General features: G+C 64.7%; 19 protein-coding genes. 4 read left to right on the top strand and 15 right to left on the bottom strand.

The window, feature by feature from the left end; translation table 11 throughout:
• Nucleotides 1-142: 142 nt before the first annotated feature.
• The 3 genes from U0023_RS14955 to U0023_RS14945 all read right to left on the bottom strand — a co-directional run bounded on the left by U0023_RS14955 (nt 143) and on the right by U0023_RS14945 (nt 4039).
• Entirely contained in the window at nt 143-1138 is a 996-nt protein-coding gene (locus U0023_RS14955) for a magnesium transporter CorA family protein (protein WP_009764786.1), read from the bottom strand.
• 266 nt (nt 1139-1404) lie between these two features.
• Nucleotides 1405-2256 (bottom strand): SDR family oxidoreductase, encoded by an 852-nt coding sequence (locus U0023_RS14950; RefSeq protein WP_009764785.1) that lies wholly within the window; start codon nt 2254-2256, stop codon nt 1405-1407.
• 4 nt (nt 2257-2260) lie between these two features.
• Nucleotides 2261-4039, bottom strand: coding sequence for an acyl-CoA dehydrogenase (locus U0023_RS14945; RefSeq protein WP_009764784.1), 1779 nt, complete (start codon nt 4037-4039; stop codon nt 2261-2263).
• Between the two features lie 124 nt (nt 4040-4163).
• On the opposite strand from U0023_RS14945, the gene U0023_RS14940 reads away from it, so the two are divergent.
• The gene (locus U0023_RS14940; RefSeq protein WP_040639361.1) at nt 4164-5135 is read left to right on the top strand and encodes an L-threonylcarbamoyladenylate synthase; all 972 of its coding nucleotides are present in this window, start codon (nt 4164-4166) and stop codon (nt 5133-5135) included.
• 120 nt (nt 5136-5255) lie between these two features.
• On the opposite strand, the gene wrbA is transcribed toward U0023_RS14940, so the two are convergent.
• The gene (gene wrbA, locus U0023_RS14935; protein WP_009764782.1) at nt 5256-5858 is read right to left on the bottom strand and encodes an NAD(P)H:quinone oxidoreductase; all 603 of its coding nucleotides are present in this window, start codon (nt 5856-5858) and stop codon (nt 5256-5258) included.
• A 167-nt stretch (nt 5859-6025) separates the two neighbouring features.
• Between wrbA and U0023_RS14930 the strand changes: the two genes are divergently transcribed.
• Complete coding sequence (locus U0023_RS14930) at nt 6026-6973, top strand: LysR family transcriptional regulator (RefSeq protein ID WP_009764781.1); 948 nt, start codon at nt 6026-6028, stop codon at nt 6971-6973.
• A gap of 89 nt (nt 6974-7062) precedes the next feature.
• Here the strand turns inward: U0023_RS14930 and acuI are convergent, their stop codons facing one another.
• The 5 genes from acuI to U0023_RS14905 all read right to left on the bottom strand — a co-directional run bounded on the left by acuI (nt 7063) and on the right by U0023_RS14905 (nt 13365).
• The gene (acuI, locus tag U0023_RS14925; RefSeq protein ID WP_009764780.1) at nt 7063-8049 is read right to left on the bottom strand and encodes an acrylyl-CoA reductase (NADPH); all 987 of its coding nucleotides are present in this window, start codon (nt 8047-8049) and stop codon (nt 7063-7065) included.
• A gap of 177 nt (nt 8050-8226) precedes the next feature.
• Complete coding sequence (locus U0023_RS14920) at nt 8227-9471, bottom strand: MFS transporter (RefSeq protein ID WP_009764779.1); 1245 nt, start codon at nt 9469-9471, stop codon at nt 8227-8229.
• Nucleotides 9472-9616: 145 nt separating this feature from the next.
• Entirely contained in the window at nt 9617-11047 is a 1431-nt protein-coding gene (locus U0023_RS14915) for a M10 family metallopeptidase C-terminal domain-containing protein (protein ID WP_009764778.1), read from the bottom strand.
• Nucleotides 11048-11171: 124 nt separating this feature from the next.
• Nucleotides 11172-12377 (bottom strand): cell wall hydrolase, encoded by a 1206-nt coding sequence (locus tag U0023_RS14910; RefSeq protein WP_040639711.1) that lies wholly within the window; start codon nt 12375-12377, stop codon nt 11172-11174.
• Between the two features lie 139 nt (nt 12378-12516).
• Nucleotides 12517-13365, bottom strand: coding sequence for a helix-turn-helix domain-containing protein (locus U0023_RS14905; RefSeq protein WP_052600703.1), 849 nt, complete (start codon nt 13363-13365; stop codon nt 12517-12519).
• 125 nt (nt 13366-13490) lie between these two features.
• On the opposite strand from U0023_RS14905, the gene U0023_RS14900 reads away from it, so the two are divergent.
• Nucleotides 13491-13892, top strand: a complete 402-nt coding sequence (locus U0023_RS14900) for a hypothetical protein (RefSeq protein ID WP_009764775.1) — start codon at nt 13491-13493, stop codon at nt 13890-13892.
• A 174-nt stretch (nt 13893-14066) separates the two neighbouring features.
• On the opposite strand, the gene U0023_RS14895 is transcribed toward U0023_RS14900, so the two are convergent.
• From U0023_RS14895 to ppdK, 3 genes are read right to left on the bottom strand one after another with little or no spacing between them, the layout of a single operon-like run.
• A complete protein-coding gene (locus tag U0023_RS14895; protein ID WP_009764774.1) occupies nt 14067-14423 on the bottom strand; it encodes a GFA family protein in 357 nt (118 codons plus the stop codon).
• 22 nt (nt 14424-14445) lie between these two features.
• A complete protein-coding gene (locus tag U0023_RS14890; protein WP_009764773.1) occupies nt 14446-14712 on the bottom strand; it encodes a hypothetical protein in 267 nt (88 codons plus the stop codon).
• Nucleotides 14713-17391, bottom strand: coding sequence for a pyruvate, phosphate dikinase (gene ppdK / locus U0023_RS14885; RefSeq protein ID WP_009764772.1), 2679 nt, complete (start codon nt 17389-17391; stop codon nt 14713-14715). It lies immediately after the preceding gene.
• A gap of 241 nt (nt 17392-17632) precedes the next feature.
• Between ppdK and U0023_RS14880 the strand changes: the two genes are divergently transcribed.
• Nucleotides 17633-19774 carry a calcium-binding protein gene (locus U0023_RS14880; RefSeq protein ID WP_009764771.1) on the top strand — a complete coding sequence of 714 codons (2142 nt, stop codon included), beginning with the start codon at nt 17633-17635 and terminating at the stop codon, nt 19772-19774.
• A gap of 58 nt (nt 19775-19832) precedes the next feature.
• Here U0023_RS14880 and U0023_RS14875 read toward each other — a convergent pair whose 3' ends face one another.
• From U0023_RS14875 to U0023_RS14865, 3 genes are all read right to left on the bottom strand, one after another.
• A complete protein-coding gene (locus tag U0023_RS14875; protein ID WP_009764770.1) occupies nt 19833-20483 on the bottom strand; it encodes a L,D-transpeptidase in 651 nt (216 codons plus the stop codon).
• Between the two features lie 267 nt (nt 20484-20750).
• Nucleotides 20751-23006 carry a glycine--tRNA ligase subunit beta gene (glyS, locus tag U0023_RS14870; protein WP_009764769.1) on the bottom strand — a complete coding sequence of 752 codons (2256 nt, stop codon included), beginning with the start codon at nt 23004-23006 and terminating at the stop codon, nt 20751-20753.
• A gap of 45 nt (nt 23007-23051) precedes the next feature.
• Entirely contained in the window at nt 23052-23993 is a 942-nt protein-coding gene (locus U0023_RS14865; protein ID WP_009764768.1) for a glycine--tRNA ligase subunit alpha, read from the bottom strand.
• Nucleotides 23994-24080: the final 87 nt, after the last annotated feature.

Raw genomic sequence — 24080 nt, 5'->3', positions numbered from 1 at the left:
CCTGTCATTCCGGGGTGAGAACCCGGAACCCATCAACGCGAAGGCTCAAGAATGTGCGGTCACGGTCGCACCTCTTCTTGCATTGTCAGCGACTATGGGTTCCGGGTTCCGCTGCGCGGCCCAGGAATGACGGTGTCGTTGTTCAAAGCCACCGCTTCCAGCGGAAGTAGAGATAAGGCAGCACGGCGGCGAGCACCATCAGCATGATGGCCCAGGGATAGCCGAACTCCCAGTCAAGTTCCGGCATGATTTTGAAGTTCATGCCGTAGAGCGATGAGACCAGGGTCGGCGGCAGGAAGATCACCGACATGACCGAGAAGATCTTGATGATGTCGTTCTGCTCGATGGTGACGAGGCCGAGGGTGGCGTCGAGCAGGAACTGGATCTTGTTGGACAGGAACGTGGCATGCTCCTCGATGGACTGCACGTCGCGCAAGGCGGTGCGCCATTCCGTCTTGTAGCCCGCCGTCTTCTGCGGACGCGGCATGCTGGCCGAAAGGAACAGCAGCATGCGCTCCACCGACACCATGCTCTCGCGCACGTTCGAGATGACGTCGCCCTTGCGCCCGATGGATTTCAGCGCCACCCGGTAGGAGGCGGCCCGGCGGGCACCCTGCTTCTCGTTCTCGAAGATCGACTGAGACAGGCGGTCGATGCGCGTCCCGACGGTTCCCAGGATCTCGGCCGCGCGGTCGATGATGGTCTCGAGCAACCCGTCGAGCACCGCCTCGGGCTGGTGCCGGCAGCCGCCCGGCTTGACGGCGCGCGCCATGAACATGCTGAAGGAACGCGGCTCACCATAGCGCACCGTCACGAGAGCCCGCTCGGTCAGGATGAACGAGACGTCGATCAGCTTCGGATTGTCCGTGTCGGAACTGCACAGGACGCGCGCCGTCATGTAGCGCGCATTGTTCTCGTGGTAGAGGATCTCGGAGGGCTCGATATCGGCCATCTCTTCCTTGGTCGGGATCTCGATGCTGAGATGGGCCTCCACGAGTCTGTCGTCGTCCTTGGTAGGATCGATCAGGTCGATCCACAGGGCGTCCTGAGGGATCGGATCGCCCGGCGGGAGCACCTGTCGGTCGAGAGACTCGCCCATAGGGCCCTTCACCTGTGCCGGCCTGTGGATCACAATCATACGCGCACTTGCCCTCTCGAAGTCATATCATCTCCGGTCGACGCAGGCTTTCTACTCCTGCGAGAACGACCTGTCATTCCCGACCCTTCGTCGCGGGAATGACACTCACCACGCCATAGCCGGGGAACGACACCCTCAACGTCATGGCCGGCCTTGTGCCGACCATCCCGATCGGAAGAGCACGCCGCTTCAGGCGATCAAGATCGCCGGGACAAGCCCGGCGATGACGTGGGGAGGACTTTCCGACCGGAGTAAAGCGGATCAACCTAACCCAAAGATGACAGCGGCGGCGTGTCGTCCGGCACGAAGAAGTCGGGTGCAAGGGGCTGGCTTGGATCGACCCGGTACTTCTCGAAATCGGTTACGCCCTCCCCGTGCAGGAAGACGTCGTCGATGAGGAACTGGCCCGAGAAGCTGCGCGAGGGCTTCAGGAAGATCGCATGGGCCGCGTCGGCCAGGATCTCCGGGGTGCGGCTCGCCTGCACGAGGGCATCGCCTCCGAGCAGGTTCCTGATGGCGCTCGTGGCGATGGTCGTGCGCGGCCAGAGCGCGTTGACGGCGATCCCTCTGGCCCGCAACTCTCCCGCCAGCCCGAGCACGCAGAGGCTCATGCCGTATTTGGCGAGCGAATAGGCCAGGTGCGGCGCGAACCATTTCTCGCTCATGTCGAGGGGCGGCGAGAGCATGAGGATGTGCGGGTTCTCGGCCTTCTCCAGATGCGGGATGGCGTATTTCGACACCATGTAGGTGCCGCGCGTGTTGATCTGGTGCATCAGATCGAAGCGCTTCATGTCAGTCTGGGGCGTCGGCGTGAGGCTGATGGCGCTCGCGTTGTTGACCACGATGTCGAGGCCGCCGAAGGTCTCGACCGTTGCCGCGATGGCGCCTTTCACGGCCTCCTCGTCGCGCACGTCGACCACGAGCGGCAGGGGCTTGCCGCCCGCCGCCTCGATCTCCTCCGCGGCCGTGAAGATGGTGCCGGGAAGTTTCGGGTGCGGCTCGGCCGTCTTGGCCGCGATGACCACGTTCGCGCCGTCCCGGGCGGCGCGAAGGCCGATGGCGAGACCGATGCCGCGCGAGGCGCCGGTGATGAACAGGGTTTTTCCGTTGAGGTTCATGGGATCAGACCGCCAGCGCGAGGTTTGCATCCTGCAGGAAGCCGGCGCCGCTCATCACGGTTTCCTCCAGCCCCCTCGCTCCGATGGCGATGTTCTCGGCGAAGAAGCGGCAGAGCGCAATGCGGCCCGCATGGGCCGGGTCCGTGTCGCCGGCCTTCGCCCGCGCCTGCGCGGCGAGCGCCATATCGGCCAAAGCCGTGCCGCCCTGCGCCAGGGCGAAGAGACGTAAATACGGCGTCGCCCCGGCCAGAGCCTCGCCCTGCGCATTCGACGAGACCGCCTGCAGCAGGTAGCCCGTGGCCCGGTCCAGGCTTTCGACCGCATCGCGCAGGCGCGGCGCGGTCGCCCCGAAGGCGGGCGTGCTTTCCTTCAGCAGCCGCGCGACCGTGGCGCGCATGGAGGCGATCTGCCCCCGCACCGTCTCTCCGCCGGCGAGCGGCAGCTTGCGGGTCACCAGGTCGATGGCCTGGATGCCGTTGGTGCCCTCGTAGATCGGCGCGATGCGCGCGTCGCGGAAATGCTGCGCGGCGCCCATTTCCTCGATGAAGCCCATGCCGCCATGCACCTGCACGCCGAGCGAGGACACCTCCACGCCGATATCGGTCGAGAAGGCCTTCGCCACCGGCGTGAGCAGCGAGGCGCGCTCGTTCGCCTTTTTCCGGCGCGCCGGATTCTCTTCGAGATGCGCGCGGTCGATGGCTTCCGCCGTCATATAGCAGATGGCGCGCGCCGCCGTGGTGAGCGCCTTCATGGTGAGCAGATTGCGCTGCACGTCCGGATGCACGGCGATCGGGCTCATGCCCTCCACGGCCCCGATGGCGCGGCCCTGCTTGCGCTCTTTCGCATAGCCCAGCGCCTGCTGATACGCGCGTTCGGCAATGGCGACGCCCTGCAGGCCCACGGCGAGGCGCGCATTGTTCATCATCGTGAACATGCAGGCCAGACCCTTGTTCTCCTCGCCGATGAGCCAGCCGACCGCACCGGCCTCGTCGCCGAAGATCATCGTGCAGGTGGGCGAGGCATGGATGCCGAGCTTGTGCTCGATGGAATGGCAGCGCACGTCGTTGCGCCTGCCGTCCGCTAAGAACTTCGGCACCAGGAAGAGCGAAATGCCGCGCGTGCCGGCCGGGGCGTCGGGCAGGCGCGCGAGCACGAGATGGACGATGTTGTCGGTGAGATCGTGCTCGCCGTAGGTGATGAAGATCTTCTGGCCGGTGATGCGATAGGTGCCGTCGCCCGCAGATTCCGCACGGGAACGCAGGGCCGCGAGATCGGAGCCGGCCTGGGGCTCCGTGAGGTTCATGGTCGCCGTCCATGCGCCGGAGACGAGCTTGTCGAGATAACGGGACTTCAGGTCGTCGGAGGCGTGGGCGGAAAGCGCCTCGATCGCCCCCATGGTCAGGATGGGGCCGATGCCGAAGGCCATGGAGGCGGCGTTCCACATCTCGACGCAAGCCGAATTGAGCAGGGTCGGCAGGCCCTGCCCACCATATTCCACCGGACCTGGCAGCGCATTCCAACCGGCTTCCGTCCAAGCCGCATAGGCCTGCTTCCAGCCTGGAGCCGTCGTCACGGCGCCGTCCTTGAAGGTCGCGCCGACCCTGTCGCCCTCCCGGTTGAGGGGAGCGATCACGTCGTTGGCGAAGCGGCCGGCCTCGTCCAGGATGGTCTCGGCCAGGTCGGCGGACAGGTCGCCGTAGACCCCGTCGGCCACGGCCCGGTCGAAACCCGCCACATGCCGCAGGGTGAAGACGATATCCGGAACAGGCGCGCGGTAGGTCATCAAGGTTTCCTCTCAAGCACGGGGCTTTTCATATTGACGCGTGTTCTCGCGCCGTTAAACCCGCCCGGCAAGGGCAAAAGCCCTGTCGGAAAAGGATAGTTTAGACGTGAACGATCGCGGGTCAATGCGCCAAACGGAGCGTCTGGCGGCCGATGCGGCGGGGCTGGACCGGGCGGCGGACGTCCTGAGGGGCGGCGGCCTCTTGGCCTTCCCGACCGAAACGGTCTACGGCCTGGGCGCCGACGCGACCGACGCGGAAGCAGTTGCTGGCATTTACGCCGCCAAGGAGCGCCCGAGTTTCAACCCGCTGATCTCTCATCTGGCCAGCTTCGAATCCGCCAGGGTCCAGGGCCTGTTCGACGAGACGGCCACTCGGCTGGCGGAGACCTTCTGGCCGGGCCCCCTGACCCTGGTGGTGCCGGTCGCTCCCACCTGCACAGTCTCGGATCTCGCCCGCGCCGGCCTCGACAGCGTCGGCTTAAGGGTGCCGGCCCATCCCCTCGCCCATGCGCTTCTGGAACGGACCGGCCGCCCGGTGGCCGCACCCTCGGCCAACCGTTCGGGCCGGGTGAGTCCGACCGATGCGGATCATGTACTGGGGGATCTCGACGGGCGGATCGACGCGGTGCTCGACGGCGGCGCCGCACAGGTCGGGGTCGAGTCGACCATCGTCTCGTGCCTCGGCGGTACCCCGCGCCTGCTCCGCCCGGGCGGCGTTCCCCGCGAGGCCATCGAGGCGCTGGTCGGCGAGAAACTGGAGACGGGCGGCGAGGCAGGCTCCAGTCCGCTCGCGCCGGGCATGCTGGCCTCCCACTATGCCCCGAGGGCGCAGGTGCGCCTGAACGCCACGGATATCCGGCCGGGAGAGGCGGCCCTGCTCTTCGGCCCCGGCGTTCCTCACGGCACCGAGACGGCCCAGGCAACCTTGAACCTCAGCAAAAACGGCGACCTCGTGGAGGCCGCCGCTCGTCTGTTTTCCTATCTCAGGCAGCTCGACGCTTCCGGCGCCGCCACCATTGCGGTGAGCCCCGTTCCCGAAACCGGTCTGGGCGAAGCCATCAACGATCGCTTGAGACGCGCCGCAGCGGAGCGTTAGGCGCTCCGAACCGCACCACGTCATCACCGGCCCTGGGCCGGTGATCTCGATGGCATGAAGCGCCGGGTCTCTCAGTATTCGCGATGGCCGGCTCACGGCCGGCCATGACGTAAAAGGTTGTTACTTCGCAGCGAGCTTGGCGGCGATCTGAGCGACGTGACGGCCCTGGAAACGGGCACCGTCGAGATCGATCTCGGTCGGCTGGCGCGAGCCGTCGGCGCCCGCGATGGTGGATGCGCCATAGGGCGAACCGCCACGGATCTGATCGACGCCCGACTGGCCCTGGAAGGAATAGGGCAGACCGACGATCACCATGCCGTGGTGCAGGAGAACCGGCAGAGTGGTGAGAATCGTGGCTTCCTGGCCGCCGTGCTGGGTGGCCGTCGACGTAAAGACGGAACCCACCTTTCCGATGAGCTTGCCTTGCGCCCACAATCCGCCGGTCTGGTCGAGGAAGTTCTTCATCTGCGCCGTCATGGTGCCGTAGCGGGTGGGCGTGCCGATGATGATGGCGTCGTACTCGGGCAGCTCCTCGACGGTGGCGACGGGAGCCTTCTGGTCGGTCTTGTAATGGGCGGCTTGAGCCACCTCGGCGGGGACGAGTTCCGGCACGCGCTTGACCACGACCTCGGCGCCGGCCTCGCGGGCACCTTCGGCGGCGGCATAAGCCATCTGCTCGATATGCCCCCAGGACGAATAATACAGAACCAGGACCTTGGTCATGTGAACTCCGATGGTTTGAGATTGGTGTACAGGCGACCCGGCCTCCGCCGCGCGGGTTCGGGCTGGAAGCGGATCGCCATCTGTTATTGACGCAAGGGAGGATAATCTTTCCCTGCTGCAAAACCAGTGTTACATTTGCAGGAACTCTCTTGCGGGAATGCAAACCAATGACGAAGCAGCAGCATCTCGACTGGGACGATTTCAAGCTCGTGAAGATCATCGCCGAGGCCAGCGGATTGGCCGGTGCGGCCGAACGGCTCGGGGTCAACCATTCGACTGTTTTCCGCAGGCTCGGTCAGATGGAGGAGAATCTCGGGGTCAAGCTCTTCGAGCGCCACCGCACGGGCTACGTCCTCACTCCGGCCGGGGAAGAGATGTCGGCGCTGGCCGAACAGATGGACGAGAACGTCACCGCCTTCACGCGCAAGCTCGCGGGCCAGGCCGTGGCTCCGACGGGTGAGTTGCGGGTCACGACCAACGACACGCTCCTCGTCCACCTTCTGACCCCGATCTTCGCCCGCTTCATCACCGCCTGCCCTGAGATGCGGCTCGATGTGGTGCTCGCCAACCAGGCTCTCAACCTGTCGAAGCGCGATGCGGACGTGGCGATCCGCGCGACCGACGATCCGCCTGAGACCTTGGTGGGGCGCCGCGTCGCGACGATTGGCTGGGCGATCTACGGCCGGGCTGTGGATTTCCCTGACGTTCAGGGCCCGGACGACGTCAACCTCGCCGATCTGTTCGATCGTCACTGGGTCGCGCTCGGCGACAACCTGGCGGCCTTGAAGGCCGCCCGTTTCGTGCGCGACCACGTGGCGCCGGAGAACATCGTCTACAAGGTCAACACGGTGCTCGGCCTCGCGGAGTCGGTCCAGGCCGGAACGGGCATCGGTCCCCTGCCCTGCTTCATCGCGAATGCGAAACCCGAACTCGTCCGCCTGTCCGAGATCAAGCCGGAATTCTCCGCGGGCCTGTGGCTCCTGACCCATCCCGACCTGCGCCAATCGGCCCGCGTGCGCGCCTTCATGGATTTCATGGCGGCCGAGATCACCAAGCAGAAGAAGTGGATCGAAGGGGCCATGAGGAAGACGCCGGCTCCCGTCCCGGCGGCTTAGAGCATTTTTCGGCGAATTGAACCCGGTTCGCCGTGAGAAAATGCGGCTCAGCAAAGAAGGGAGCTGTTTCCACGGGCATGGGAACAACTCTAGCCGATCTCCACCACCACGCGCCCCTTGATCCTGCCTTCGACGATTTTTCCGGCCGCATCCGGCACCTGATCGAGCGGGATCGTCGAGGTCATGGCCGCGAGCTTGCCGTGGTCGAGTTCGCGGGCGATCCGGTTCCAGGCCTCGATCCGCAGCGCCTTCGGGGCGATCACCGAATCGACCCCCAGCAGCGCCACGTTTCGTAGAATGAACGGTGCGACGGTCGTGGGCAGATCCATCCCGCCCGCGAGACCGCAGGCGGCAATCGCGCCGCCGTATCTGGTCATGGACAGGACATTGGCGAGCGTCGTCGAACCGACCGTGTCGATTCCCGCCGCCCAGCGCTCCTTGGCGAGCGGACGGGCGGGGCCGGAAAGCTCGCTGCGGTCGAGGATCTCGGCCGCGCCGAGACCTTTCAGGTAGTCAGCCTCCTCGGGCCGTCCGGTGGAGGCGATCACGTGCCATCCGGCTTTCGCAAGCAGCGCCACGGCCACCGAGCCGACACCGCCGACCGCGCCCGTCACGATGGCCGACCCGCGATCCGGGCTCAGGCCATGACGCTCCAGGGCCATCAGGCAGAGCATCGCCGTATAGCCCGCAGTGCCGACCGCCATGGCCTGAAGGGGTGAGAGCCCGTCCGGAAGCGGGATCAGCCATTCGCCCTTGACGCGGACCTTCTCGGCATAGGCGCCGAGATGGGTCTCGCCCAAGCCCCAGCCGTTGAGCACCACCGGGTCGCCGGGCTTGAAATCGGGATTTGAGGAAGTCTCCACCGTGCCGACGAGATCGACCCCGGGGATCATGGGAAAGCGGCGCACCACCGGCGCCTTGCCGGTGATCGCGAGACCGTCCTTGTAGTTCAACGTCGAGTGCGACACGCGCACGGTGACGTCGCCATCCATGAGATCCGCCTCGTCGAAGGCTCGGATCTCGACTCTCTGACCGGCTTCGCTCTTGTCGATGACGATGGCTTTGAACGTGCTCATGGCATTTCCTCCCCGGTTCATTTGTGGCGCGGCGGAGGATCCGGGCAAGCGGAAAGGGCTTGGAGCTGCTTCCACTTTCGTGAAATCATCTCTCTTCTTTGCTTGGCCGCATTTTTTGACGGTGAACTGGACCCACTTCACCGAAAAATGCTCTGGCCCTTCGGAGCAGTCCGATGCTTACTCCGCCGGCTGCAGGGCCGGCCCGCGCTGCACCGGCTGCTCCTTGATCGGCAGGTTGATCAGGGCGGACGCAAGACCGAGCAGAACCGAGAGCCACCAGACCGCGCTGTAATTGCCGTTGATCTCGTAGAGCAGGCCGCCGAGCCAGACCCCGAGGAAGCCGCCGACCTGGTGCGAGAAGAACGCGAAGCCGTAGAGCATGGCCATGTAGCGCGTGCCGAACATCAGCATCACGAGGGACGATGTGGGCGGCACGGTGGACAGCCAGAGAAGGCCGATGGAGATGCCGAACAGGATCGACGTGACCGGCGTGGCCGGGACCAGGATGAAGGCGGCAATGGCCACCGAACGGCCGAGATAAATCCAGGCCAGCAGCCATCGCTTGGACATGCGGGTGGAAAGCCAACCCGACCCGAGGGAGCCGACCGCGTTGGCGAGGCCGATCACCGCCAGCGTCCATCCGCCGACCGTGGCGGACAGGCCTGCATCCTTGAGATAGGCCGGCAGGTGGACGGTGATGAAGGCGAGCTGGAAGCCGCAGGTGAAGAAGCCGAGCACCAGCAGCACGTAGGAGCGGTGCCGGAAGGCCTCCGTCAGGGCCTGCTTGATGGACTGGTTCGGCAGAGCGGCCGCTCCGGCCTGGCCACCAGCATCGGCGGTCGGGCGCGTGGCGAGCGCGAGCGCCAGGGGCATGACGAGCAGCACGCTCGCGGCGAAGACGAGCAGGGCCTGGTGCCAGCCGAAGGAATCGATCAGCACGTTGCCGATGGGCGGGAACAGGAACTGGCCGAAGGAACCCGCCGCCGTGCCGGCGCCGAAGGCCATGGGCCGCCATTGCTCCGGCAGGAGTTTGCCGAAGGCGCCGAGCACCAGATTGAACGAGCAGCCCGACAGGCCGAAGCCGATGAGAACGCCGGCGCCGAGATGCAGCACGCCGGGCGTGGTCGCATAGGCCATCACGACGAGGCCCAGGGCATAGAGCAGCGCGCCCACGCAGAGCACGCGGAGCGCCCCGAACCGATCCGCCACCGCTCCGGCGAAGGGCTGACCGACGCCCCAGAGCAGGTTCTGCACCGCGATGGCGAAGCCGAAGGTATCGCGTCCCCAGCCGTATTCCGTGATCATGGGGAGCTGGAACAGGCCGGATGATGCCCGCGGCCCGAAGGTGATCAGGGCGATCAGGCAGCCGCAGACGACGATGAGTTCCGGCGAAATACGGGATCGAGCGGGAGTTGCGGACATGCTCACGGTCCTCGGGAGAGGCAACAAGGGTGCGCAGACTATCTCAACTCGCGCATCAGCAATATTGAAAGTTTGTAGGCTTTGGTATGAGAATGCGTGATGCGTGTCGGGCAGGAGATCGGAAACCCGATTGTCTCCTGCCCTGTCAGATCACGAAGAAATCCTGATGCCCGAGCTTCAGGTTCTTTCCAAGGGTGGCGACCTTCACCTGAGCAGCCGCACCGGTCCCGTCCGAATCGTAGAAGAGTACGCCGTTCTTCCTGTCGTAGATGATCCGATCCTCGCGGTCCTGCGCCTTCGCGGCCCGGACGAACATGTCCGCGTCGAACATCTTCGGACTGGACGGGCTTCCGGCGCCGAGCTTGGTGAAGATCTTGTTGTCGAGCAGAATCGAATCATAGGTCGGGTTGAAGTCGTAGATCCGGTCGACATTCGCACCCTTGCCGACCTTGCTCTCGAACACGAAGCTGTCCCGTCCCGCGCCGCCATAGAGCTTGTCGTCCCCGGCCCCTCCGTGAAGGGTGTCGTTGCCGGAACCACCGAAGAGCGTGTCGGCGCCGTCGTTGCCCTTCAGCAGATTCGCGGCCGCATTGCCCTGGAGCGTGTCGGCGAAGCGTCCGCCGATGGCGTTCTCGATCGTCACGCCATTGGCGATCGTATAACCGCCGGCGAACTTGTCCTCGCGGGAGACGAAGCCTCCCGCGTTGGGATCGCCGCCCCGCAGCGTCGCGGCGCGAAGATCGATGGCGACGCCGGCCTGGGCCTGCGCCGCGGTGATCGTGTCCTGTCCGTCCGAATCCCAGAGGCACAACCATCCCCGGTTGCCGGCACCCGAATTCGAGGCCGGCAATGTGTAGACGTCGTTCCCCTGGCCGGTTTCCGTGTTCTTTCCGTAGAGAGCCTGCAAGGCGGCAATGTCGAAAGCGCCAAGTCCCGCCTGGTTGCCGTAGGTCCTGTCGTAGCCGGCGCGATCCCATCCGGGATTGTAGGACATGACCGTCCAGATGCCTTGGTTCAAACCGTGTTGACCGGTCGAGAAGGCGTCCGTGACGCCCTGGAAGGCCGTGGCATCCGGGCCTGTCCCCCCGTCATGCGGATGGGCGAGCCCCATGCCGTGACCCAATTCATGCAGCACGGTGTTGAGCGCATCGCTGCCGAATTGGAACCCGCCCGAGGTCCACGCCGTGGAATTGAAGTATCCCCAGCTCTGCCCTTCATGCGGCAGCTCGTGAATCCCGAGCGTGCCGCCGGTCAAGTCGGTCTTCCACCAGACGATGTTGGCTTCCGCAACAGAAGTGGCACGTGCGAATGTCAGCCCGCAGACGCTTTCGTAGACCCGAATCGCATAATCGAAGGCAGCCTTCTCGGTCTCGTTCCAATTCCGGGCCGACGCGGTGCTCATCAGAATATCGCTGGGACCGTGAACGGTGCTGGCTGAGCTAAAATCCCTGCTTTGGCCGAACCAGACCTTGATAGGGCCGCTCGCGGCATTCCAGGCCTTCTCACCCCAGATCAGAGAATCCACATAGGGATTGCCATAGCCCGCCCCGGGAACAGAACTTCGGATGCTCGCCACAATTTCCTCGCCTGGATGTCACACCCGAAAGTTATACTGATGCGTTTCGCCTTTTTGAAGTGTCGAAGCGCACGGCGGAGGAGTTCCCGAAGGTAGATGGTGAAGGGCGGGCCTGCGCGATGCTCTAGGTCTGCCCCGGCTTCAGCTTGTAGAAGATGTGGCGGCCGATCACGTCCATCTTCTTCAGGCGGCGGGCCCAATAGGGCTTCACATAGTCCGCATGGTAATGGGTCGCGCCGCCCACATCGGCCAGATACGTCTTGCCTTCGAGCACGGCGCTCGCGACGCTCTTGGCTCGCTCCCAGGATTCCGTGTCGCGGATGCGCAGAGCCTTGCCTTCGCACGCGAAGGTGAACTGGCAGGCGAGATGGCGGTGGCGGTTCTGGTAGACGACGCCGCAGATGCTGGACGGATAGAGCCCGCTCTTCACCCGGTTGAGCACCACCTGGGCGACCGCCGCCTGCCCTTCGAGGGGTTCGCTGCGGGCCTCGAAATAGACGGCCTCGGCAAGGCAGCGCTGCTCCTTGCTCATGTTGTCCGGGTCGATCAGGTCGGCATAGCGCGGACGTTCGGTATCATCGCCCTTCGGCAGGATCGTCACGGCGCCGTAGCCGCCTCGGTCAAGGCGCGGCGATTGCAGGGACACGGGCGCGGCCGCGATCTCGATGGGCGTCGCCTCCATGGGAGCCGGCGTTGCCGAAGACAGCGCGATGGCGCGCTTCACCATGGGCGTCGTCGGGCTCGCCGCGGCACCGGTGGAGCCAGCCGCGGCAGCCGCCGGCGACTGAACCGACGTGGTCTGGCGCGTCGTGGTGTATTCGGGCGTTTCCCAAGGCTCGAAGACCTGTTCGCTCTCCGGCGCTTCGAGCTGGCCCTCCATGAGGACGGTGGGCGGCAGGAGCCGCTCGTCGTGACTGTAGAGGAGTTGCGCGCCCGTCACCTGCTCGAGCGTGGGACGCAGTTGCCTGGCCCGGCGGGACAGGGTGGCATGCGGCGCCACCAGCGGGCTTCCCTTGAGCGCACGGTCCACGACGGGATCGGGACCCGCATCGGCCTTCCTGTCGGCCTTGAGAGGCTCGGAATCGGCCGTTTCATCCGGCAGGTCGTAGCGCGGCATGGATCGCAGGATGTCGCGATCGATTCCAAGCTTCCCCCCGGCGATGGAAGCACCGGTCGGTGGGATAAGCGCGGTCTCGACGAGACGAGCCGTCGCGCTGCGCGGCGTGAAGCTGACGCCGGAATGCAGGTCATTGCTGGCCGAGGCCGTGAACGAGATCAGGAGGCCGGTCGCCAGCGCCCAGGGAGCCGTCGTGGCGCAGATCCATTTCACTCGAGAACGACGATACGGAAGACGCACGCGCAACACCCTGCAAAAACTCATGAACATCACGGAGCATCCAGCAGGAGGGCTCCGATGAGTTAAAGTTATCGCGGGTTAAGGTTGATGGGTGGTTAAGGCTCGCCGTCCCTCATCCGGCCATTGCTGCGGCAGCCTGACGCTTCTCGGCAAGACGCCGCAGCGCCGAACCCGTTTCAGGATCGGCCGGAAAGAAGGCCTCGATGGCGAGTTCCGAGAGGGTCACGTCCACGGGCGTTCCGAAAATCGTCGTGGTGCTGAAGAGCGTCAGCACGCCCTCCTCCGTGTGGAGCTGGAGCGGCACGACGATGCCGGCATGATCGTGGTTCGTCTTCGGCGCCCGCGCAGCCGCATCAGGTGTCGGATAGGATCGCAGCTCCTCAATCAGAGCGGCGAGAACCGCATCGCCGGTCGCATCCACCTGGCGGTGCAGACGGTGGACCAGATGGTTGCGCCATTCGGTGAAGTTCACGATGCGTCGCGCGAGACCCGCCGGATGGATGCTCAGGCGCAACACGTTGACGGGCGGCTTCATCAGCACCGGATCCACGTCGCCGATCAGCGACACGAGAGCCTCGTTCGCCGATACGAGCGACCAGTGCCGGTCGACCGCGAGCGCCGGGTAAGGATCATGGCCCTTCAGCACGAGATCGACTGCCTGGCGCATGCTGACAAGGGCCGGATCGTCCAGGGAACGCTGCGAATAGACCGGCGCGAAGCCCGCCGAGACCAGCATGATGTTGCGCTCGCGCAGGGGCATGTCGAGTTTCTCCGCAAGCAGCAGCACCATCTCCCGGCTCGGCTGCGAGCGGCCGGTTTCGAGAAAGCTCAGATGCCGCGTGGAGATCTCGGCTTCGAGCGCGAGATCCATCTGGCTGAGGCGACGGCGCTGGCGCCATTCACGCAGGTAGTCGCCTACATGTCGGTCGGTGGTCACGGGTCGGGTGCTCGCTGTTGTCATGAGCGGACCATAACGTGGGGCGCGTTCATCTTCCATGACCTCGGAGGTAATCGACTGCGCTCGGTCCTTACGAAATCCTGCATTCACGGTTGAGGCCCTCAGCCGATCGATGACAGGAGACAACCATGATGACGATCCAATCCTCCCCGCTTCTGCGCCAGGCCCTCGTGGCCGATGCCACCACCAGCGCGGCCTTCGGCCTCATGCTGCTGATCGGCGCCGGAGCCCTGAGCGGCATCTTCGGCCTGCCGGAAACGCTCCTGCGCGTCGCAGGCTTGGTGCTCCTGCCCTATGCGGCCTTCATCGGCTGGCTCGGCCTGCGGGAGCAGATTCAGAAGCCCGTCGCCTGGGCCGTTGTGCTCGGCAATGCCCTCTGGGTCCTCGACAGCGCCCTGCTGCTGATGAGCGGCTGGGTGTCGCCGACGAGCGCAGGCTATGCCTTCGTGATCGCGCAGGCGCTCGTCGTGCTGATGTATGCGGAGTTCCAGTATGTCGGGCTGCGGCGCTCGACGGAGGCGATGGCGTGATCGTCGAGGCATCGCGCCATCCCGGATGAGGTGCGCAGATCCTGCACCGAATCCGATCCGCAAGCCGCCTTCACATGTCATCACCGGCCTCGTGCCGGTGATCTCACTTCATTGAGAGCAAGCGCTTCGAACAAGCGGAATGGCCGGCACGAGGCGGGCCATGAGGTGGAAGGGCTAGCCCCTTGCGTCCCGCCCGTTGAACGGGAGCGGCTTGATCTCCGCCAGATCCACCGTTTCAAGGCAGCGCACATTGATGGCGGCCATGGCTTCCCCCGTCGGCTGCCTGCCTTCGCCGAAGGTCGCCGAGCCGCAGGTGGAGCAGAAGCGGTGCTGGATGGTGTGCGTGTTGAACGTGTAGGTGGCGAGATCCTCCTCGCCGCGGATCACGTTCAAGGCACCGCGCGGCACGAAGGTGAGCAGATAGCCCTTCCGGCTGCAGATGGAGCAGTTGCACTCGATGACCTGATCGAGATCCGTCTCGACCTCGTAGGCCACCTTGCCGCAATGGCATGAACCCTTGTGCAGCGTCATCTCTGTCCCCTGTTTGATGTTGTCAGCCGAAGGCTATCATCAGGGTCACGATCAAACCAGCGCCGATCACGGCCACGAAGCGATCGCCCATGGTGAGCGGCTCCGCCTTGCCCTGAGACGCGAGCTGGCCGATCGCGAGATCCAGGATCAACGACACGGCGAAGGGCCAGGCGGCCGGCGGCACGGCCGTCTGCTGCCATGCCGGATTGAGACGCGCGGCATAACCGAGGACGATGCCGGAAACCAGCACCGTCCCGATATAGAGAAGACGCGAACGAGACAGGACCATTTAAGCCTGGCTCGCTGCCTTGTTGCCGAGCGCCGCCTGCGCGGCGGCGAGGCGCGCGATCGGCACGCGGTAGGGCGAGCAGGACACGTAGTCGAGCCCGACCGACTGGCAGAAGTGGATCGACGCCGGATCGCCGCCATGCTCGCCGCAGATCCCGAGCTTGATGTTGCCACGGGTCCGCTTGCCGCGCTCGACCGCGAGCTTCACCAGTTCGCCCACGCCTTCCTGGTCGATGGTCACGAACGGATCCGCCGGTAAAAGCCCCTTCTGCGTGTAGGGACCGAGGAACGAGGCCGCGTCGTCGCGCGAGATGCCGAGCGTCGTCTGCGTGAGATCGTTGGTGCCGAAGGAGAAGAACTCCGCCGATTCCGCAATCTCGCCGGCGCGCAAAGCGGCTCGCGGCAGCTCGATCATCGTGCCGACCTGATACTCGACCTTGACGCCGCTCTCCTTCGCCACCGCCTCAGCCATGGCGACGATGCGTGCCTTCACGAGATCGAGCTCCGCCTTCGTCATCACGAGCGGCACCATGACCTCCGGCACGACCGGCCGGCCCGTCTGCTTACCGGCCTCCACGGCCGCCTCGAAGATGGCGCGCGCCTGCATCTCGGCGATCTCCGGATAGGCCACCGCCAGACGGCAGCCGCGGAAACCGAGCATCGGGTTGAACTCGTGCAGCTCGATGGCGCGGCGCTTGAGCTTGTCGACGGAGGCGTTCATGGCCTTGGCGACCTCCTGCATCTCCTCTTCCGAGTGCGGCAGGAACTCGTGCAGCGGCGGATCGAGCAGGCGGATCGTGACGGGCAAGCCGCTCATGATGGTGAACAGCGCGACGAAATCCTGGCGCTGCATCGGCAGCAGCTTGGCGAGCGCGGCACGGCGTCCCGCCTCGTCGTCGGACAGGATCATCTCGCGCACCGCCACGATGCGGTCGCCCTCGAAGAACATGTGCTCCGTGCGGCACAGGCCGATGCCCTCCGCCCCGAAGGTGCGGGCGGTCTTGGCGTCGAGCGGCGTTTCCGCATTGGCGCGCACCTTCATCTGCCGCACCTTGTCGGCCCAGCCCATCAGCGTGGCGAACTCGCCGGAGAGCTCCGGCTCCAGCATCTTCACCTGGCCCAGCAGCACCTGGCCGTTGGAACCGTCGATGGTCAGCACGTCGCCCTTCTTGAGCGTTTGTCCGGCGACGGTGAGCGTCTGTGCCGCGTAGTCCACGCGGATCGAGCCCGCACCCGAAACGCAGGGCTTGCCCATGCCGCGCGCGACCACCGCCGCGTGCGAGGTCATGCCGCCGCGGGTGGTGAGAATGCCTTCCGCCGCATGCATGCCGTGGATGTCCTCCGGCGAGGTTTCGACACGCACGAGGATGACCTTGTGGCCGGCCTTCTTGGCTGCTTCCGCATCATCGGAGTTGAACACGATCTCGCCGGACGCGGCACCGGGAGAGGCTGGCAGGCCGGAGGCCAGGATCTTGCGCTCGGCCTTCGGGTCGATGGTCGGATGGAGCAGCTGGTCGAGAGCTGCCGGCTCGACGCGGGTGATCGCCTCTTCCTGCGTGATCAGGCCCTCGGAAGCGAGCTCCACGGCGATGCGCAGCGCCGCCTTCGCGGTGCGCTTGCCGTTGCGGGTCTGGAGCATCCAGAGCTTGCCGGTCTCGACCGTGAATTCCATGTCCTGCATGTCACGGTAGTGCTTTTCGAGAATGCCGTAGATGCGCACCAGCTCGTTGTAAGCGTCGGGCATCGCCTGCTCCATGGACGGCTTGTCGGAGCCGGACGCGACGCGGGCCTTTTCGGTGATGTCCTGCGGCGTGCGGATGCCCGCCACCACGTCCTCGCCCTGGGCGTTGATCAGGAACTCGCCGTAGAGCTCCTTCTCGCCCGTGGAGGGATTGCGGGTGAAGGCGACGCCCGTGGCCGAGGTCTCGCCCATGTTGCCGAACACCATGGCCTGCACGTTGACCGCCGTGCCCCAGCTCGCCGGGATGGCGTGCAGCTCGCGGTACTTGATGGCGCGGTTGTTCATCCAGGAGCCGAACACGGCCCCGATGGCGCCCCAGAGCTGCTCCTCCGGCTCCTGCGGGAAGGGCTTACCCAGCTCCTTCTCGACCAGCGCCTTGTAGCGCGGGAGGATGGCCTGCCAGTCCGCGGCGGTCATGTCCGTGTCGAGCGTATAGCCCTTGCGGTCCTTGTACTCGTCCAGGATCTCTTCGAAATGGTGGTGCTCGAGGCCGAGCACCACGTTGGAATACATGGTGATGAAGCGGCGATAGCTGTCATAGGCGAAGCGCTCGTCGCCCGCGCCCTTGGCGAGCGCCCCGACCGTGACGTCGTTGAGGCCGAGATTGAGCACCGTGTCCATCATGCCCGGCATCGACGCGCGGGCGCCGGAGCGGACGGAGACGAGAAGCGGGTTGTCGGCATCGCCGAAGGTGCGCCCGGTGAGCGTGCCGACATAAGCAAGAGCGCTCTCGACCTGGGCCTTCAGCTCCGGCGGATAGGAACGGCCATGGTCGTAGTAATAGGTGCAGACTTCCGTCGTGATGGTGAAGCCCGGAGGCACCGGCAGGCCCAGATTGGACATCTCGGCCAGATTGGCCCCCTTGCCGCCCAGCAGGTTCTTCATCCCCGCCTGGCCCTCGGCCTTGCCGTCCCCGAAGGTATAGACCCACTGCGTCATCGCTCGATTCCCTGGCTCTGAATACGCCCTGCTGCAGCGCAGATGTTGGCTTGAAGCATGTAGAGCCCAAACGCAAGCTGAACAGCCAAGGTCCTCTCCGGCAAGACAGCGTGGACAGGCGAGAACATCCGCTGGTCCAGCTCGCTGACGGCACAACCGTTTCCAGCGCCATTCAACCATAAGTTCATTTCGTATATTATAGTTATGAAGTAACGTGTCATCTTAATATCGAGGCCGGATTTTGCCTTCGCCAGTCATCATCGCACAAGATCAGAACAGTTCGGTCGTCCTCACGGCCGATGCTTCCTCGTTGACCATCAATCCGGTCACGGTCACCGCGCCCGTAGGCTGGCACGGAGTGGACGCGACGGCGGGCACAGGCGGCGACATAGCGGTCTATGGAAGCGTCGAGGGCGATTGGGGCATTGTAGACGGCTCGACCGCAAGGCCGAGCTATCGCATCACCGTCCATAGCGGCGCATCAGTGACGGCTCGGATGGGAAACGGCATCGGTGTCGCACTCGGTGGTGCCTCCATCATCAATCATGGGGCGATCGCGGCCGATAATCCCGTGAACGCAAATGCGACGATCGGGATCAGCATTGGCGGCACGAACAACAACACCGTTCTCAATACCGGTACGATCACGTCTCCAACCGCGATGGAAATCCACGGCTCGAATCTCGTGATCACCAATACCGGTTCGATCGATGCCGGCAATGGCATCCTGACCTATGGGCAGAACACGACAATCACCAATTCGGGGGTGATCGAATGCGACGGTCATGGGGTCATCATGCGGCAGATGGCACCGTCCCTCGGTCTGAACGTTCTCACCAATACAGGATCCATCATCGCTCGCCTCAACTCGGTCGCGAGTGCCGGTGCGAGCATCGACCGGATCGTGAACAGCGGACTTATCGTCGGAGATATCGAACTCCTTGCCGGAAATGACCTGGTCGACAATCGTCAGGGCATCATCCGTGGGATCGTCCAAATGGGAGACGACAACGATACGTTCTACGGCGGGGCGAGCGACGAGTTCATTCGACAATGGTTCGGCGATGACTATATCGATGGCGGGGAAGGCATCGACACGGTCACCTTCGAGGGCAGCAACATCGCTGCCGTCGTTGATCTCGGCATCACCACAGCGCAGTCGAGCGCGTGGGGGAATGACGTCTACCTCAATATCGAGAACGTCACCGGCAGTATTCAGGCAGACCAGATCAAGGGCAACGACGGCGCGAACCTGCTTACCGGCGACAAGGGCGATGACACGCTCGCAGGAGGCCGCGGCCACGATACGCTGATCGGAGGCCTCGACAATGACCTGTTGGACGGCGGCGACGGCGAGGACACGGCCGATTTCGATGGCACGATCGCCACGACCGTCGATCTCAGACTGGCCACGGCCCAGAATACGGGTCACGGCAACGACACCCTGAAATCCATCGAGAATATCGTCTCAGGCTCAGCCTCCGATCGTCTGACCGGCAATTCGGATGCCAACAGACTCGTCGGCGGCGCGGGCTTCGACACCCTGTCCGGCGGCGACGGCAACGATGTGCTCGACGGAGGTGCCGATAACGACGTCCTCGACGGTGGCCCGGATCGGGATCAGCTGATCGGCGGAGGCGGCTCCGACACCCTAATGGGCGGCGGAGGCAACGATACGCTCGATGGCGGCGACGGCGACGATCGGGCCGTGTTCTCCGGTGGGCGCAACGATTACGTCATCACCACTCTGGCCGACGGCAGCGTGATGGTGACCGACAAGGTCGCGGGGCGGGATGGGGGCGACCTTCTGCGCAACATCGAGCTCATTCAGTTCGGAGACCAGACGCTCGTCCTGCCCTTGCCGACGGAGCCGAACCCACCTTCGCCGACTCATCTGACCCTGATCGGCACGCGGAATGTCGACCATCTCACAGGCGGCGACGGGAACGATTGGCTTTCCGGGGCCGGCGGGAACGATGTCCTCGTCGGCGGATCGGGGAACGACACCCTCCGGGGCGGCACCGGCCTCGACACGCTCACGGGATACTCCGGCAAGGACGTCTTCGTATTCGACACCAGACTGAACAGTCGTAGCAACCCGGACAAGCTGACAGATTTCCGAGTGAACGAGGATGTCATCTGGCTCGATGACGCGTTCTTCAAGGGAATCGGCAAGGGATCCCTCGACAAACCCGGAAAGCTATCGAAAGCGGCATTCTGGAAGGGGGCGAAGGCGCACGATGCTTCCGACAGGATCGTCTACGACAGCAGCAAGGGCATGCTCTATTACGATCCCGATGGGACAGGCGCCGCCGCACAAATCAAGATCGCTAAGCTTCCCAACAAGCTGCCGCTGAGTCATGCGGCCTTCTTCGTGATCTAAAGCATCGAACCGGCCGGTCGCGTCAGGTGACACGGAGGCCGGTTACGTCGCTGACAGCTCACACCCGGTAGCGGCCGTTACGCTTCACATAGACCGTGGCGCCGACGGGGACACGCTCGTAAAGGTCCGCCACGTCCTCGTTGAGCATGCGCACGCAGCCCGAGGAGACCTGCTCGCCGATGCTCCAGGGCTCGTTGGTGCCGTGGATGCGGAAGAGGATGTCGCGGCCGTCCTGGTAGAGATAGAGGGCGCGGGCGCCGAGCGGATTGTCGAGGCCGGCTTCCATGTAGCGCGGCAGATCCGGCTTGATGCCGACCATGGTCTTGGTGGGCGACCAGTTGGGCCACACGCCCTTGCGGCCCACGGACGCGATGCCCTTCCAGGAGAAACCCTGCTTGCCGACGCCGACGCCGTAGCGGACCGCTTTGCCCTCGGGCTGGACGAGGTAGAGCATGCGCTCGTCGATATCGACAACGATGGAACCCGGCTTCTCGGGGCCCTTGTAGTCCACGGTCTGGCGGGCGTATTTCGCGTCCATCCTGCGGCGGTCGACCAGCGGGATGTCGTGCGGCTTGTCCGGCATGGTGCCGATATACCAAGCGGAATCATCCGTTGCGGCAACCTCGTTCGGTTGCTGCTGGGCGGTCTGGCAGGCAGCGAGGGGCGCGCTCAGGAGAGCAGCGATCATTAGGCGTCGAATCATGGCCATCAACCGGGTGAATTCAGTTGTCGTCTACCTAGGGCCTAGGTGACGGCTTGGCTGTGCCCCTCGCGCAACACTTTAACATGAATTAACCCGCCCGGCCCCTTGGAGGGCTGTCTCCAAAGGAGTGAAGACAGGTCTCTTCAGAGGCAGGCAAAGGATTTGCGGCACCCGGCGCCGCTGGAGCCACTCCCACTGGCGTGGGAGGAGCTCTGTTCTTTGGGGAGACGAATTCTTTGACGGCGAACCGGATCCAATTCGCCGAAAAAGGCTCTATCCCTCGATACGGGAGAAATCCGCCACCGTGCGGGTTGCTTCGCGGATGTCGTTGAGGAGACGCAGGCGATTCGCCCGGAGGCCCGGGTCCTCCGCGTTCACGGTGACCTTGTCGAAGAACGCATCGACGGGCTGGCGCAGCCGCGACAGGGCGCGCATCGCCCCTTCGAAGTCTTCCGCTTCGACGGCTGTCTTGGCCTCTTCCTTGGCCCCGTGCAGCACGACGGCGAGCGCCTTCTCCTCGATCTGCCCCTGATCGTTCACGATCTGGAGGTCCGGCACCTCGTTGTAGGCGCGCCCGTCCTTCTTCTCCTCGATGCGCAGGATGTTGGCCGCGCGGCGATAGCCGGCGAGCAGGTTCCTGCCATCCTCCGTATCGAGGAAGCGGCCGAGCGCCTCGACACGGCGGACGATCATGAGAAGGTCGTCCTGGCCGTCGAGGGAGAACACCGCATCGATGAGATCGTGCCGCGCGCCCTGGTCGCGGAGATAGACCTTCAGGCGGTCGGCGAAGAACGAGAGGAGGTCGAGCGCGCGCACATACATGATGCGTGCAAGGCTCTCGGAATGCCCCAGCTGCCGCTGCCGGAAGATGGATTCGAGGTCCGGAAGAGTCGGATGATTGAGCAATCCGGCGATGGCGCTGTCGTCGATGGCTTCGACGAGCTTCTTGGCCTGCATGAACTCTTCGAAGAGCACGTCCTTCGCATCGCGGGCGAAAGGCTTCGCGAGCAGAGAGATCAGCGGCAGCTTGAGATTGTTCTCGAGCACCAGCCGGATCACGCCGAGCGCCGCGCGGCGCAGCGCGTAAGGATCCTTCGAGCCAGTCGGCTTCTCGTCGATGGCCCAGAAACCCACGAGCGTGTCGATCTTATCGGCGAGCGCCACGGCCACGGACACTGGATCGGTCGGCACCCGGTCGGACGGGCCGAGCGGCTTGTAGTGCTCTTCGATGGCGGCGGCGACGGAGGGATGCTCGCCCTGCAGGGTCGCATAATAACGCCCCATGAGGCCCTGCAATTCAGGGAATTCGCCCACCATCTCAGTGACGAGATCGGCCTTGGCGAGATGCGCGGCCCGTTCCGCCAGCGCCGGATCGGCACCGACGATGGGCGCAAGCTCCTTGGCGAGCGCCGCGATGCGTTCCACGCGCTCGTATTGCGTACCGAGCTTTTCGTGGAACACGATGCTCTTGAGCTTCTCCAGCCGGTCTTCCAGCTTCATGCGCTGGTCCGTCTCCCAGAAGAATTTCGCGTCGGACAGGCGTGCACGCACGACGCGCTCGTTGCCGCCCACGATGGTCTTGCCGCCGTCGGCAGCGATGAGGTTCGAGGTGAGCAGGAACTTGTTGGCGAGCGTGCCGGTCGCAGGATTGCGCAGCACGAAGCATTTCTGGTTCGCGCGGATCGTGGTGCGGATCACCTCCGGCGGAATGTCGAGGAACGCTTCGTCGAACGAGCCCATGAGCACCACGGGCCATTCCACGAGACCCGCGACCTCCTCGAGCAGGCCTTCGTCCTCGACGAGCTCGAGGCCCTGTGCAAAGGCGAGGTCCTTCGCGTCATGCAGAATCATGTCCTTGCGGCGGTCCGTGTCGATCACGACCTTGGCGCGTTCCAGCGCCGGCGCGTAATCATCGAAGCGCTTCACGCGGATCTCGCCCGGAGCGAGGAACCGATGGCCCTTCGTGACATCGCCCGATGCGATGCCGTCGATCTCGAAACGCACGACTTCGGGGTCCTCGGTCTCGGGCCCGAAGGTGCAGATGACGGAATGGAGCGGACGCACCCAGCGCAGGCTTCCGGGCTCGCGCGACGCGGCGCCCCAGCGCATGGATTTCGGCCAGGGGAAGCTTTTCACGATGCCGGGCAGGATCTCCGCCAGCACGTCCGGGGTCGAGCGGCCGGGCTTCTCGATGACGGCGACGTAGAACTCGCCCTTCTTCGGATCGCTCTCGATCTTCGCCTGGTCGATGGAGGACAGCCCCGCCCCCTTCAGGAAGCCCTGGATCGCCGCATCGGGCGAGCCGACGCGCGGACCTTTGCGCTCCTCGCGCACGTCCTGCCCCTTCACCGGCAGGCCCGCCACATGAAGTGCCAGCCGCCGCGGCGTGGCGAAGGCCTTCGCGCCTTCATAGAGGAAGCCGCGCTCCACGAGCGCATCGGTCACAAGCTTCTTCAGATCCTCCGCCGCGCGGCGCTGCATGCGGGCGGGAATTTCTTCGGAAAAGAGTTCGAGGAGAAGATCGGGCATCGGAGAACTTTATGTCTGAGGGAAGTCAACGGATGGGAACGGCACTCACGCCGCCACGCCTCCGCCCTCGGTCTTCAGCCATGCCGCGCCGCAGGCCTTCGCCAGTTCACGGACGCGCAGGATGTAGCTCTGGCGCTCGGTGACGGAGATCACCCCGCGGGCATCGAGCAGGTTGAACATGTGGCTGGCCTTGATGCACTGGTCGTAGGCCGGCAGCGCCATGAGATGGCGGTTGTCGTTGGAGCCCGGCTTCGGCTCGCCGTCTTCGAGATACTTGCGGCAAGCAGCCTCAGCATCGCGGAAATGCCGGAACAGCATCTCGGTGTCGGCATATTCGAAGTTATGGCGCGAATATTCCTGCTCGGCCTGAAGGAAGACATCGCCATAGGAGACCTTCCGGTCACCCTCGAGGCCGTTGAAGTTGAGATCGTAAATCGACTCCACGCCCTGAAGATACATGGCGAGGCGCTCGAGACCGTAGGTCAGTTCGCCCGCGACCGGCGAGCACTCGAAGCCGGCCACCTGCTGAAAGTAGGTGAACTGGGACACTTCCATGCCGTCGCACCAGCATTCCCAGCCGAGCCCCCAGGCGCCGAGGGTCGGGCTTTCCCAGTCGTCCTCGACGAAGCGGATGTCGTGGACGCTCGTGTCGATGCCGATGGCCTTGAGCGAGCCGAGATAGAGATCCTGCAGATTCGGCGGGTTCGGCTTCAGGATCACCTGGAACTGGTAGTAGTGCTGGAGCCGGTTCGGGTTCTCGCCGTAGCGCCCGTCTTTCGGACGGCGGGAGGGCTGCACGTAGGCGGCCCGCCAGGGCCTGGGGCCCAGAGCCCTCAAGGTGGTCGCCGGATGGAAGGTGCCCGCGCCGACCTCCATGTCGTAGGGCTGGAGAATGACGCAGCCCTGTTCGGCCCAGTAGCGCTGGAGGGTGAGGATCAGGCCCTGGAAAGAGCGCGCAGGGTTCATATGCGCGGGTTCGCTCGTCATGTCGGCGTCCGGTTCGTCTCGAAAATGTCAGGCGAACCCTTGGGATGACGGGCCGCCCAAGTCAAGCGCCGGGGGCTTTCCCCCCGG

The organism is Microvirga lotononidis (genome assembly GCF_034627025.1).
Classification (GTDB): Bacteria; Pseudomonadota; Alphaproteobacteria; order Rhizobiales; family Beijerinckiaceae; genus Microvirga; species Microvirga lotononidis.
The sequence above is the reverse complement of the archived record's forward strand: the minus strand, read 5'-3'. Positions and strand labels throughout refer to the sequence as shown.